Annotated in this window: 15 protein-coding genes; 8 read left to right on the top strand and 7 right to left on the bottom strand. The window is 38.6% G+C overall.

Annotated elements, in window-relative coordinates:
* Positions 1-21: 21 nt before the first annotated feature.
* Positions 22-369 carry a winged helix-turn-helix transcriptional regulator gene (locus tag QNI22_RS07175; RefSeq protein WP_314509958.1) on the bottom strand — a complete coding sequence of 116 codons (348 nt, stop codon included), beginning with the start codon at positions 367-369 and terminating at the stop codon, positions 22-24.
* Positions 370-563: 194 nt separating this feature from the next.
* Between QNI22_RS07175 and QNI22_RS07170 the strand changes: the two genes are divergently transcribed.
* Positions 564-1,442: an SDR family oxidoreductase gene (locus QNI22_RS07170; RefSeq protein ID WP_314509957.1), complete on the top strand. Its 879-nt coding sequence runs from the start codon at positions 564-566 to the stop codon at positions 1,440-1,442.
* Positions 1,443-1,501: 59 nt separating this feature from the next.
* On the opposite strand, the gene QNI22_RS07165 is transcribed toward QNI22_RS07170, so the two are convergent.
* On the bottom strand, positions 1,502-2,029 hold the full coding sequence (locus QNI22_RS07165; RefSeq protein ID WP_314509956.1) for a DinB family protein: 528 nt from the start codon (positions 2,027-2,029) through the stop codon (positions 1,502-1,504).
* Between the two features lie 186 nt (positions 2,030-2,215).
* On the opposite strand from QNI22_RS07165, the gene QNI22_RS07160 reads away from it, so the two are divergent.
* Positions 2,216-3,520: a serine hydrolase gene (locus tag QNI22_RS07160; RefSeq protein ID WP_314509955.1), complete on the top strand. Its 1,305-nt coding sequence runs from the start codon at positions 2,216-2,218 to the stop codon at positions 3,518-3,520.
* Positions 3,521-3,855: 335 nt separating this feature from the next.
* On the opposite strand, the gene QNI22_RS07155 is transcribed toward QNI22_RS07160, so the two are convergent.
* Positions 3,856-4,218: a hypothetical protein gene (locus tag QNI22_RS07155; protein ID WP_313999592.1), complete on the bottom strand. Its 363-nt coding sequence runs from the start codon at positions 4,216-4,218 to the stop codon at positions 3,856-3,858.
* 154 nt (positions 4,219-4,372) lie between these two features.
* Here QNI22_RS07155 and QNI22_RS07150 point away from each other — a divergent pair, with 154 nt between their 5' ends.
* The 4 genes from QNI22_RS07150 (at position 4,373) to QNI22_RS07135 (ending at position 7,099) form a co-directional block, all read left to right on the top strand.
* Positions 4,373-4,960 (top strand): hypothetical protein, encoded by a 588-nt coding sequence (locus tag QNI22_RS07150; protein WP_314509954.1) that lies wholly within the window; start codon positions 4,373-4,375, stop codon positions 4,958-4,960.
* 180 nt (positions 4,961-5,140) lie between these two features.
* On the top strand, positions 5,141-5,689 hold the full coding sequence (locus tag QNI22_RS07145) for a hypothetical protein (protein WP_314509953.1): 549 nt from the start codon (positions 5,141-5,143) through the stop codon (positions 5,687-5,689).
* An 85-nt stretch (positions 5,690-5,774) separates the two neighbouring features.
* On the top strand, positions 5,775-6,455 hold the full coding sequence (locus QNI22_RS07140; protein WP_314509952.1) for a hypothetical protein: 681 nt from the start codon (positions 5,775-5,777) through the stop codon (positions 6,453-6,455).
* 23 nt (positions 6,456-6,478) lie between these two features.
* Positions 6,479-7,099 carry a DUF4136 domain-containing protein gene (locus tag QNI22_RS07135; protein WP_314509951.1) on the top strand — a complete coding sequence of 207 codons (621 nt, stop codon included), beginning with the start codon at positions 6,479-6,481 and terminating at the stop codon, positions 7,097-7,099.
* 38 nt (positions 7,100-7,137) lie between these two features.
* On the opposite strand, the gene QNI22_RS07130 is transcribed toward QNI22_RS07135, so the two are convergent.
* The 4 genes from QNI22_RS07130 to QNI22_RS07115 all read right to left on the bottom strand — a co-directional run bounded on the left by QNI22_RS07130 (position 7,138) and on the right by QNI22_RS07115 (position 12,579).
* The gene (locus QNI22_RS07130) at positions 7,138-9,081 is read right to left on the bottom strand and encodes an OmpA family protein (protein WP_314509950.1); all 1,944 of its coding nucleotides are present in this window, start codon (positions 9,079-9,081) and stop codon (positions 7,138-7,140) included.
* A gap of 266 nt (positions 9,082-9,347) precedes the next feature.
* The gene (locus QNI22_RS07125) at positions 9,348-9,995 is read right to left on the bottom strand and encodes a 7-carboxy-7-deazaguanine synthase QueE (protein WP_314509949.1); all 648 of its coding nucleotides are present in this window, start codon (positions 9,993-9,995) and stop codon (positions 9,348-9,350) included.
* 128 nt (positions 9,996-10,123) lie between these two features.
* On the bottom strand, positions 10,124-11,005 hold the full coding sequence (locus QNI22_RS07120) for a bifunctional 5,10-methylenetetrahydrofolate dehydrogenase/5,10-methenyltetrahydrofolate cyclohydrolase (protein ID WP_314509948.1): 882 nt from the start codon (positions 11,003-11,005) through the stop codon (positions 10,124-10,126).
* A 212-nt stretch (positions 11,006-11,217) separates the two neighbouring features.
* On the bottom strand, positions 11,218-12,579 hold the full coding sequence (locus QNI22_RS07115) for an NAD-dependent succinate-semialdehyde dehydrogenase (protein ID WP_314509947.1): 1,362 nt from the start codon (positions 12,577-12,579) through the stop codon (positions 11,218-11,220).
* Between the two features lie 126 nt (positions 12,580-12,705).
* On the opposite strand from QNI22_RS07115, the gene QNI22_RS07110 reads away from it, so the two are divergent.
* Positions 12,706-13,281, top strand: a complete 576-nt coding sequence (locus QNI22_RS07110; protein ID WP_314509946.1) for an RNA polymerase sigma factor — start codon at positions 12,706-12,708, stop codon at positions 13,279-13,281.
* Between the two features lie 13 nt (positions 13,282-13,294).
* The gene (locus QNI22_RS07105) at positions 13,295-13,603 is read left to right on the top strand and encodes a hypothetical protein (RefSeq protein WP_314509945.1); all 309 of its coding nucleotides are present in this window, start codon (positions 13,295-13,297) and stop codon (positions 13,601-13,603) included.
* The last annotated feature ends 8 nt before the right edge of the window (positions 13,604-13,611 follow it).

Genomic DNA, 13,611 nt, shown 5'->3' with positions numbered 1-13,611 from the left:
TAGATAGAATAGGCAGGATTACTAATTGAATGCCACCTTGTTGTTGTATTGATCCCGTGAACGTAGGATATGAGGCATATTCTGTAGTGCCCATTTGGCTAGACCATCTATATAGGGGATTAGGCTGCTACCCATCTCTGTTAACTGGTATTCAACCCGTGGCGGAATCTCAGGATAGATCTTGCGAGTTATCAGGCCATCTGCTTCTAATGTACGCAATGTCACAGTAAGCATCTTCTGTGATATGTCAGGAATAGTATGGTGTAAGGCATTGAATCGCAATGTTCCTTTCTCATCTAACATGATCAGAATCAGTACTGACCATTTGTCCCCAAACCGATCCAGTACATGCCGCACGGGACAGTTCATAAGATCTGAAAATTTTTCAAGATTTCTTTCTTCCATAACTCCTTCATTTACAACAATCGTTACCTGGAGGTAAGTGTCTAACTATCAGGTGCCTTCTTGTTTGATGTAACGTACCTATATACCTTTGAGTTACCAAAAGTAAGTTACTGTATTTTGGTGTGCAACTATTTCGAAACAAATTAATAAACATGACAATGAGCAAATTATTAATAACCGGAGCAACTGGACATTTAGGTAAACTGGTTGTAGAATTACTGGCAAAAGAATTACCTCTATCTTCTATCGTTGTATTGGTAAGAGATGCTGAGAAAGCGAAAGAGTTTACAGCTAAAGGTATTGAAGCACGTATTGGAGACTTCAATGATTATGCTTCTCTGGTAACTGCATTCAAAGGGATTGACAAGCTGTATTTTGTATCAAGTAACGATATAGTTAACAGAGAAAAACAACATGAGAATGTAGTAAATGCAGCAAAAGAGGCAGGAGTAGGACATGTAATCTATACCAGCTTTGCTCGTAAAAATGAGACAGAAACTTCTCCTATTACCTTTATTGCCAAGTCACATTTATATACAGAGAAATTGTTAAAGGCGTCAGGAGTATCCTATACTATACTAAAACATGCTTTGTATACAGATATCATTCCTATGTTTATTGGTGACAAAGTATTGGAAACCGGAGTAATATTCCAGCCTGCAGGAGAAGGAAAGTCTTCATTTGTAACAAGAGAGGATTTTGCTGAACTAGCTGTTGCTGTGTTAACGACTTCAGGACACGAAAACAAGGAGTATGAAGCTGTGAATACCGAAGCAGTATCCTTTCAGGATGTAGCAGATATTCTTACAGAGATCACAGGCAAGAAGATCACTTATGTCGCTCCAACTGCAGAAGTATTTACAGCTGAATTGACAAAAGCAGGAGTTCCCGGCGAAGTAGTAGGCTTACTGACAGGGTTTAATCAGGGTATCGCTCAGGGAGAATTTGCTAATACAGATGCCACTCTTGAAAAACTGATAGGTCATAAACCTACTTCTGTAAAAGTATACCTGCAACAGGTATATGCGTCAAACTAATCGATTTGTTATATGAAAACAGCACAAGACAGATACGTCTTGTGCTGTTTCTTTATTAATCAGGCCATTAAGAGATAAAACATATAATCAGTCATTGGCGCATCTGTGAAGCCTAGTTCACGCCCTATCGTAACCAACTGGCCTCTGTGATAGGTGCTGTGATTCATGCAGTGTTGCACGATCTCAAACCCTGATCTGGAAAAATCTCCTACATACGGAATACTAAAGGGATACATCTCATACAAATCTTCTTCTGTCATATTCTCTACAAAAGTACAGAACTCTTCAGACTGATGTAGCAGAGTCTGCATCATGTCCTGAGTAGTACCGTCAAAAGTTGTGTCTCTTGTGTTGCCTAAAGGACTACGTTTCAGATTGCCTAACCACCATTGTTGTGTTTGTAGAATATGCCATACTGTTAAATGTACACTGGGAAAACTGGATGCTACTTCTACTTCCATTAATTGTGCAGGCTTGGCTTGTAGCCAATTGATCAATTGCTTGTTAGCCCATGCATTATAATTTGCATAATCTCTGCTTAAAGAGACAAGAGAAGATTCTGCTAATTCAATAGATGTTTGTAACATGGTCTTGTTGTTTAGTGTATTACAAAGAAACAACAGAGAAGTGACAGCAGTATGTCAGTAGTGTTTTAGAAAAAACGAAATAATTCAGAATAAAGGAAAGGAATAGCTGAAATGGAAATTCGGACTGATTTCTAAGTTCATACAAGGTTAATTTATTTTTGGATGTGGTTTTGTATATTAGTAACCATGAAAAACTATACATACCACTTTCTTATAACTTTTCCATTTTATTTGATTGCCTCAGTTTGTTTAGGGCAGGTACAAACAGACAACTTTCTGAAAAAGCTATTTACTAAAAATACAGATGCTATTTTTCAGCAAGTTATTCAACATTCTCAGGAATATCGGTTGCAGATTATCTATACCCGTATAGATCGGGATAAGCACAATGCTCCCTCCTTTACACACTATAGGTATCAGGTAGATAGCACACTCTATTTTAATCCTGCTTCTACAGTCAAATTGCCTCTTGCTTTGCTATCACTGGAAAAAATAAACCAGTTGAATGTTGTTGGAGTTACAAAAAATACTGCTATGCAGTTTGACAGTGCCTATAGTAATCAGTCCAGAGAATGGAAAGACCCTACTTCTCTTAACGGTTATCCATCTATTGCTCATTTTATAAAAAAGGCCTTTCTGGTAAGTGATAATGATGCCTATAGCCGTATGTATGAATTTGTCGGACAGGAGACCATCAATCGGTCGTTACATGCCAAAGGTTATCCGGATACCCGTATTACGCATCGGTTTGTTCGAATGACACCAGAGGAAAACCGACATACGAATCCGGTTCGTTTTATTACTGAAAAAGGCGAAATGGTTTTTAGCCAGCCTGCTGCTTATAACCGGGATGCTTTTGACTTTCGGCGAGTGGAAAAACTTGGTAAAGGATATTATGATAGCAAAGATAGTCTGGTACAGGAGCCTTTTGACTTTACTATGCGAAATAAGCTACCCTTGCAATCATTGCAGCAGATATTGCAATCTGTTATGTTTCCTACTTCAGTAAAGGCCAGACAGAAGTTCCAATTGACAGAAGAGGATTATTCCTTTGTATATCAATATTTGTCTCAATTTCCGGGCGAGACCAACTATCCCAACTATGATCCTTCACAATATTATGATACGTATGTAAAATTCTTTTTTCAGGATAGCCTGCATCACCAACTACCAGAAGGGGTGAGGGTCTTTAATAAAGTAGGGTGGGCGTATGGGTTTATGACGGATGTTTCGTATGTGGCAGATTTTAAAAATAAGGTGGAGTATATGCTGACAGCTACTTTATATGTAAATAGTGATGGGATATTGAATGACAATAAATATGAATATGATACAATTGCTCATCCGTTTCTCTACCAGTTGGGGCAAACAATCTATCAGTATGAATTAAAAAGGAAGAGAAAATATAAACCAGATCTGAGCAGATTCCAGGTTTCTTATGAAAAACGTATTGCCGATGGAATACCCTTAATACGGGATGTCGATAATTAATGAGAATGAGTAAGTATACATTCTCTCAGCTATTCGAATATAGTTCAAACGGATAGAAAAAATAATGAGAGACATGTGATTACCAATTTATAAAATGACCAGAGTTTGAATCACTTTTGTGTTTGACCAGAATACCGATCATTTCTCAAAATTATTCGAATAATGTTCAACTTTTTTGTTGACCGGAATTTAGTTCATCCTTGTTAATGACTGGAACTCCGGTCAGTTTTACAAAATACTGGTTCTTGATCATCTCCTTTAAATTTCTTGTAGAAATAGTAATTTGTACCTGTGAAGTATTTTTCAAAGTATTTGTTGCAAATCTAACCAGCAAGTTAAAACTCTTCCCATCCCTCATTTTGCGGATCATATTTGACAAACTCATCTGTGTCTGTAAACTCAGAGGCTGTCATAGATATTTCAAATACACCTTGTTCAGTAAAACCGGATTCGAAGTAGAGTGCATGATCTGTGAGTAAAGCCAAAACACCTTTTAGCTTTTTATGCTCAAATTGTTTGCCTGTAGCATTTTCATTCTGTAGTAAATACCCATAGTTCAACAGGCGTTTTTCGAGTGTTTCTTTTTGGTCAGATGTGAAGGGAAGCAAGTTGTCTGTATTCTCAAAGAAATCTTCTCCTTCGTATGCCAGTTGTTTTGATTTTACTTCTCGTCTATAAATAGATACCCTATATCCCATAACAATACATTTTTCGGGAGCGAGTTTAGTGATTTTTCAGGAAAGTCTTTCCAATACCAGAAGAAATACCATTTTTAATACACATTTAATTTTGTTTTAAGATGGTTCTAATATGCTACTTCTACTTTTGTTGTGTAATGTAAAGGAAGAAAATATGAAACGTTTGATTATAGTCAGTTTGATTCTGGCATGGTCACAGGGAGTAGTGACAAATGCTCAAACCTTGCATATAAAGGTACTAGATTCTTTTAATCATAAGCCCATACAAGGTGTAGAGCTAGCTGGAGTAGAAAAGGCTTACACAGATAAAAATGGGGAAGCCGATATAAATCTCTATGATGATGAACAGATACGATTTATAAAAGGAGACTATTATCCATTGATTTTGCAAGCTAATGCAGAGAATTTTGATAACCCTTACGAAATCGAACTTTTCCTGGTGCATAAGGTAACAACTTCTGTTACAGACCTGCCTGCTGCTATACGGAAACAGAATATGACTGGATATCTGGAGTTTGAATATGTGTTTTCAGATGATAGTACTGATAACAGTACGTTGAAGTTATGGGTATATGATGATATGAATGGATTTGCTCAGCGTACCAGTCCTTCTGTGAAGGGTTCGGGAATAGTACAAATTAACTGGCAATCTGATTATACTATTGCGCATGATATTGTTCCCCCGGTACATCTGACTAAGTTTGTCGAAGACGGCAAGAAATGTGTATATACCTCCTTCTAAGATACCTCACCTTTGTAACTACTGAACAGGATAGCCCAACTCTACTCGTATTTTTTGTAATGTCCTCGGGTTTCTCAACAATAGAAAGTTGTTGGAAAATAGACGATTCCTATCACTTCAGCTATTGTTGAATATGAGTTTTCCTATTTATCCAATTCATCACTACAAACCTTTACAAAGATGAAATCGATAGTATTTTCATGTATCCTTTTGGCAACCTCATGGGTGAGTTTGCAGGCTCAGGTTTCTTTTGCAACTGAAACTATTACAATAAAAAAAGTCCCTTCCGGAGAAACACCAACAGATGAAATCAAAGCTTTTTTGAAAGACTTTCCCAATGAGAGTATCACAAAGAATACATTACAGCCTCTGGATACCTATACTAAAAACTGGAGAGTAGTAGATACCCGATCATCCGATTACAGGGCTGGACAATCTGCAGATTATTACCAGGTCGATACCAGAAGCAATCACACTGTGACACACTCCATTTATAGTAAAGATGGTAGACTGCTGTACTTCAGTGAAAAAACGAAAAATGGAGAATTACCTGCTGTTATTACAAATGCACTGGAGAAAGACTATAGAGGATGGAAAGTTGTTAGTGAAAAAGAAATGATTCATTCTTCGAAAAAGCCTGATTACTACAAAGTAGTGATTGAGAATGGGAAATATAAACGCACTTTGTTTTTTGATCTGGAAGGAAAGTTTCTGAAAGAACATGCCTGAAATATAGTGCTATCCAGATCATACCTGTTAATAGATTCATAAAGAGTCTTCCTGAAGAAAGACCTTCATAAACGCTGTATTGTATATGAAAATGTTGAGTAGAATGATACCTGCTGCGGTGCTGCTGAGCTTGATGATAGTTGTGTTACTATGGTCCTGTCAAGGGAAAAGGCATGAATATAAAGTATCTGCACAGTCTGTTTCTGATATCATGTATGATACCTCTTATGTGGGTGTTGCAGAAGAAAAGATATTGGACAATCGGTCTGATGTACAATTTTGCAAGGCACTACAGTTGTTAAAAACTCACAAAAATCTGGAGGCGTCTATTTACATCCGTGAGGGTGTCACTTCTCTTCAAAAAGAAGATTCAGGTAAAGGTAGTGAGATTCGTAACAAGCTGGATAGCGCAATTATTGACCTTCTGCAAATGGCTGCTGCTGCCCGAAAAGGAACATTAAATGAAGATACCTTTGCCAATAAGTATCATGCCGCTGAGTGGATGGTGGTACATGATGAAATAGAAATGTGGGAGCAAATGCCCGCATTAGACGCTAAGACCAATCTTCATTTACGGAAGACTCTTCAGAACATCAACTATAAGCTAATTTCAGAAGACGCTGAAGTAAAGAAGGAAGGCGAGTGTTTACTGAAAGAGGGTTACGCTTTCCTGAAAAGCTCTCAGGTGTTAGCCAGAGATACCGTAATATCTGCTACACATAGGGAGGCTGAACGGATAAAATCTTTTGTAAAAAAACAAATCTAACTCTCATACATAATCCTTTAATTATGAGAACATTGATAAAATCAGCTGTCTATACATTTTTTATTGTATGGGCAACTACCTGTAGCTTGGGACAAGTAACTACAGATTATGATAAAAATGTAGACTTCTCAAAGTTCAAAACATTTGCATGGATGAAAGAAGACATTCAGGTGGGTAGCAACCCATTGTATACAAGTAAGCTTATTAACCGGAATATAAAAGAACATGTGGAGCTTGAACTGGTAAAACGAGGCCTGATGCGGGTAAATCCGGATCAAAGCCCGGATTTACTAATCTCTTTTCATACCTATACAGAGAAGAAGCATATGGCATATAATTATGGCAGTCCTATGCTGTATCCCGGTGGCTATCGTATGGGATGGTGGTATTATCCCTGGGGATATGGAAACTGGCCGTATGCCTGGAATTCCAATTTCAGATCATATAATTATGCAGAGGGAACTTTGATTGTCGATGTAATAGAGGCATCTACTAAGGAACTGATCTGGAGAGGATCTGCGTCTGGAGTGATTGACACTCCCAACCGATTGGAAAAACAGATTACCAAAGGCGTAACCAAAATTATGAAACATTATCCGGTAACAAAAGGAGAAGTTGACCTACCCGTTGCCAAACATTCCTGACATAAAAAATCCCCACTGGATTGTAGTGGGGATTTTCTTTATAATACCTTAAATTCAATTCTTCGGTTTAGTTGCCGGTTTTTCTCCGAGTTATTGGGGACTGCAAACTGTGTTTCTCCATAACCTACATAGGTAAGTCGATTTTTCTCAACTCCTGCATTGATCAGGTAGTCGTAAACACTTTTAGCTCGTTTCAGGGAAAGTTCCAGGTTATCACTGTCTTTACCTACATCATCTGTATGTCCTGATATTTCTATACGCAAACCTTTTGTATTTTTCATCAGAGCCATCAGTTTATCCAATTCCGTTTTGGACTTACCTTCGAGCTCCCATTTGCCTGTCTCAAAGAAAAGATTATTCAAAATATCTTTGGCTCCTTTTTCAATAGGTTGCAGATAGATATCCAGGACAACCGGTTCATTGTTTTTAGTTCCAGAATAATCGAAATACAAACTTTTAAACAGATAACCCTCTTTATCTACATACAATCCATACGAGGCTCCTTCTGTAAGTACTGTCAGATAAGATCCTTCTTTACGATCTGATTTCATGACTGCCTCCAATGCTCCATCATTCAGGTTAAAAAGTTCTATTTTGGCTTCCAGACTTTTTTTTGTTTTGGCATCGTATACGATGCCTTTCAGATAGTTACTCTTATGCTTTACTGCAATTTCTTCCGGAAAGTCAAACTCGTAAAGCTGGCTGCTGATATACTTACGGCCTTGTCGTTCTTCATGAGCAAAATATCCTTTCTTTCCATCTGCTGAAACAAACAGAGATACCTGGTCATCCTGGTTATTGATAGGATAGCCCAGGTTTTTGGCAAACGACCATTTTCCTCCTTCCAGTTCAGACGAAAATAAATCAAAGCCACCCATTCCAATATGGCCTTTGGATGAGAAAAACAACGTTTTGGCATTCACGTGGATAAAAGGCGAGAGATCATCATCCGGAGTATTGATATTGGTTCCCAGATTACTTGCGACTCCCCACAACCCATCATCTCCAAGTTTACTTACCCATATATCACGTTTACCATATCCTCCACGCCGGTCAGATGTAAAATAAAGTGTACGTCCATCGGCAGAAAGTGAAGGTTGCGATTCCCAGAAGGGTGAATTGACTTTGTTACCCAGATTAAGAGGTTCAGTCCATTCGTTACCAATTTTATAAGACACATATAAATCACAGCTACCAAAACTTTGTCTTCCGTCACAATTGGTAAATACCAGTGTGCGACCATCTGCAGAGATAGTACATGTCCCCTCATTCTCTACTGTATTGATCCGATCTGACAGAGGAGCTGGCTCGGTCCATTCATTTCCTTTTCTGTAGGCTACATAAATATTTTCGTCACTTCGGGCATCCAGTCCCTTGCGCGCTGTAAAAAATACTGTTTGTTGATCAGCGGTAAGTACAGGAAAGTATTGGAGTGCAAACTTATTAAGCTCTTTGGTCATCGCATTAGCTTTGTAGGCCAATGGATGTTGCATGGCTTCCGCTGCAAAGTTACAATTCGCAATTTGCTGCATAGCCATCGTTACCTGAAACTGCTTTGGTGGTTTTAGATCCAGAAACTTCTGGTAATAGTCTTTGGCTTTGGTATAATCAGCTTTACGTAGATAATAATCACCTAAGATACTATACGCACTGATAAAAGATGGATTACCCGGTTTTAATTCTATGGCTTTTTCATAATGTTGACGACTCAGATCTGCATAGTTTTCTGTTACTTCAACCTGCGATTTCAGTTCATAAACATTACCCAAACGAAAATGGGCTTCCGGATAATTAGGTTCACGTTCAATCGCTTTTTCAAGTGCAGATACAGCCTGATCAAACTTTCTTTCCAGTATATATTGCTGAGATTGTTCATACAAAAGCCTGGCTTTGGGAGTAATAGTTTGGGCAGATGTAGTAGAAAATAAAATCTGTATAAAGACGAGTAAAGGTACTACAATTCTCCAGTGAGGTACTTTCATAGCGGATAAATGGATTAACAGATCTGAATAACGCAGACACTAAATAAACGTAAATTTCAGAATAAGAATATAGTAAATAGTATTCAACGGAAATACTACAACAGAGATGCTATTTACACAAATTAATTTACAAACTTTTCTTAGATTAGTAAGAATCAGCATGTTTATGTAAGCAATTTGGTGTCTACTAAAGCAACTTTTGTACCTGTTTTTTCAGAGAGGGAGAATATAAGAGTGCTATAACTAATTTCAGGAGTAAAATGGAATTAAGGTATATCCATATACTTATGTGTTTGTAAGGATATACGCCATTGAGGATTGGTCTTGATGTATTCAATAATAAGAGGTAGCATCTGAGAAGACTTGCTCCATTCAGGTTGCAAAAAAAGCTGACAAGATGAGTTTACCTTAGATGCATAGTCCTCGGCAAATTTAAAGTCGGATTTGTTATACACAATGACTTTTAATTCATGAGCTTTGGCAAAGATACTAGGGTGAGAAGGTTTGAACTTTTTGGGCGAAAAACAAATCCAATCCCAATGTCCGGATACAGGATAAGCGCCAGAAGTTTCAATATTAGTCTGAAAGCCTGCTTTTCTGAGAGATTCTGTAAGATGATCCAGATTGTACATCAGAGGTTCGCCCCCTGTGATGACTGCTAATCTGCCTGGAAACGTAAGTGCTTGCGATACAATAGCCTCAATAGAGATTTGTGGGTGTAGAGATGCATCCCAGCTTTCTTTGACATCACACCATATACAACCCACATCACAACCTCCTAGCCGGATGAAATAGGCCGCTCTTCCCTGATGAAATCCTTCTCCCTGGATAGTATAAAATGCTTCCATCAAGGGTAGCTTTGATTCTTGGATGTCAGATTGCAGGGAGATAGATAGGGGAGAAGGAGTGATCATACTAGTAATATAAAGTCGGAATTCTCTATGTTTAACAATTCTTTCACAGTTTTAGTGCCGAATAAGCAGTCTGGAAAGAATGCCTCCTACTTTGTATCTTTGATAAGCTAAGCAGGAGGCTCTCAATATCATTTATAGATTTCTTTTTTTGACGCTTTAAGTGTGTTTTGTAACAAGCTGACAATAGTCATAGGGCCTACACCTCCTGGAACTGGCGTGATATAGCTACATTTTGGCGCAACCTCATCAAATTTTACATCGCCCTTTAGTGAAAATCCTGACTTTTTCGTTGCGTCGGGTACACGTGTAGTTCCCACATCGATAACAACAGCTCCTTCTTTTACCATATCGGCGGTCACAAATCCTGGCTTACCAATAGCTGCAATCAGAATATCTGCCTGACGTGTGATTTCTGTCATATTTTGAGTCCGGCTATGGCAGATTGTTACTGTACAGTTGCCGGGTTCCTGACTACGTTGCATCAAGATGCTCATAGGAAGACCTACGATCTGACTACGACCAATGACTACACAATGTTTACCTGCTGTCTGGATGCCGCTACGACGGATCAGTTCGACAATGCCATTAGGCGTTGCAGGTAAATAACAATCCCATCCTTTTACCATTCTACCAATATTGGCTGGGTGAAAGCCGTCCACATCTTTCTCTGGTAATATCTTTTCAGTAACCTTGTCTGCTGAGATATGTTTGGGAAGAGGTAATTGTACAATCAATCCATCTACTTCAGGGTCATTGTTAATTGACTCTACTACATTCAGAAGTTCATCTTCTGAAATAGTTTCCGGATAGCGATATACTGCTGACCGAAAGCCTACTTCTTCACAAGCTTTTACTTTGTGACTTACATAGGTTTCGCTACCACCATCATTACCTACCAAAACTGCTACCAGGTAAGGGATTTTTCCGTTTTGGGCTTTTATTTTGAGTACTTCTGCTGCAATTTCCTGACGAATTTCTTCGCCAATCTTTTTTCCATCGATAAGTTGCATGTATGAAGGATAAATGAGTGAAAGATCAGATTCTGAATAGGAGATTTACTTTGGGAGATCAGTATTGTCAATTGAGCCGCAAAGGTAGAAACTATTTTTCAATTGTTAATGCTATAAGCACCTTTTCCAGGATATCAATCTCTGACTAACAATTCTTCTACAATGTATCCGCCTAAGCTATATCTGGTAATACTACTTACACTGTCTACAGTTTACTCTATTACCAGTGTTTTAACATTGACAAGTTCCCGAATCCCAAAGCCCGCTAATTCTCTGCCATATCCTGATTTCTTAACTCCACCAAATGGCAATTGAGCATCCGAACGAACCAGGCTATTTATAAATACGCTACCAGATTCTATATTGCGTGCTATATGTTCTGCCCGTTCGCGATCTTCCGAAAATAGAGTAGCTCCCAAACCATATCGACTCTGGTTGGCAAGTTCAATCATATGTGCCTCATCTTTGGCTATAAAAACAGATGCCAGTGGTCCGAATGTTTCTTCCTGGAAAACGGGCATTTGTGTGTCTGTTTCTGTAAGCAGAGTGGGAGAGAAGTTAGCTCCATTACGATGCCCACCCAGTTGTAGTATAGCTCCACTTTCCATAGAATCTTTCAGCTGCTTTTCCAGACCTTCTGCCAGATCAAGGCGGGCCATTGGACCCATTTGAATCGAATCGTCCAGTGGATTTCCCTGCTTGATGTTTTGAATAAGATCATATACTTTACCTGTGAATAGTTCGGCAGTTTTAGGCGTTGCTAAAAATCGTTTGGCTGCAATACAGCTCTGACCTGCATTCTGCATTCGGGATTGAACAGCGATTTGGGCTGCCTTGTCCAGATCCGCATCATCCAGTACCAATACTGGATCAGACCCACCTAATTCCAGAACACTCTTTTTGATATGTTTGCCTGCCAGGGCTCCTACACTTATGCCAGCCCGTTCACTTCCTGTAAGAGTGATAGCCTGAACAATAGGATGCTGAACCACATATTCAATATCTTCTACACTCATGATCAACGACTGAAAAGCTCCTTCAGGAAATCCTGCTTCCAAAAATATCGATTCCATAGCCAGAGAACATCCACTTACATTGGGGGCATGTTTAAGCATAAGTACATTGCCTGCAGATAATGAGGCTGTAGCTTGTCGGAATACCTGCCAGAATGGAAAGTTCCAGGGCATAATGGTAAAGACACAGCCAATAGGATCAAATACAACTTTACTTTTGAATGGTGTATTCACTATCTGGTCAGCCAGCAGCGTTTCGGCTTCCTGTGCATAATAACTACAAGCAGTAGCACATTTTAGTACTTCTGCACGAGCTTCTCGTATATGTTTGCCCATTTCGTCTGTAATAATCCGGGCATATCTTTCTGTATCTCTCTTTAGAATCTCGGCTACTTTAAGTAATAATTCACTACGTTGAGCAAACGTGCTTTTTCTCCAGCTTTTATACGTTAGTTCAGCCTGGCTGATTTTTTTGTCAAGAGCATGTTTATCCTGAATGGGATATTCTGCAATTATGGTCTGTGTATATGGATTAATAGATTGAAAGTGTGCTTGTGCCATGGAGAGTATGGTTATAATTTGAAAAGATACTATTTTTCTTTTGCCAACAAAATGCAAAATTTCACGAGAAAAAAAATGTGTACTTTGTTAAAGTAATCCAGTTGTGATCTGCGTCTTCCTCTACAAATGGAAGATATCCTAAGCATACCAATGGTTGATAAACCCAGACAAAAAATAGTCCAGACTGTTAAAGACTATAGTAAGCGTCTTTTTGGCTTTATTAGAGGAAAGGTAAAGTCGGATGAGGATGCTGAGGATATTTTGCAGGATGTTTGGTATCAGCTTAGTAATGCAGTGAATATTGATGAGATTGAACATATGAGCGGATGGCTGTTTCAGGTTGCCAGAAATAAAATCATCGATAAACACCGTAAAAAAACTCCCGATGCGTTGGAAGAGATGGGGTATGAGGATGAGGAAGGCAATTTTTCTATTATGGAGATTTTGCTTGCCAATGATACAAATCCGGAAACAGAATACATTCGGGATGCGTTCTGGCGAGAATTATTTGTTTCTTTGGAGGAACTGCCTGAAAAACAACGCCAGGTTTTTGTGTGGAATGAACTCGAAGATATGACTCTGCAGGAGATTGCAGATAAGACAGGAGAGAATTTAAAGACGATCATTTCCCGTAAGGGATATGCAGTGAAACATCTGCGTAAGAAGTTAGAAATGTTATATAGCGAATTTTTGAATTACTAATTATATTAATACTATGCAAAAGAGCCAATTCAGAGGGGGAAAGAAGAAATTTCTATTTTTGCTTATTCCGGTATTTATCTTTGGTATCAGTTGGGTGGTTATGTCTTTATGGAATGCCATTCTTCCTGAAATACTTCAGGTACATACTATTACCTACTGGCAAGCTATGGGATTACTGATTCTCTGTCGTATTTTATTTGGCGGATTTCACTTTGGCCCTAAAGGTGGACCTCCTCATCTTCGCGAAAAGTGGATGAACATGAGCGACGAAGAGAGAGAGCAGTTAAAAGAGCAATTCAGAAAACGCTGGGGAGGAGATTAATCAAGTAC

Source organism: Xanthocytophaga agilis, from assembly GCF_030068605.1.
Classification (GTDB): Bacteria; Bacteroidota; Bacteroidia; order Cytophagales; family 172606-1; genus Xanthocytophaga; species Xanthocytophaga agilis.
Note: the sequence above shows the minus strand (reverse complement) of the source record. Positions and strands in the feature narration are given on the sequence as shown.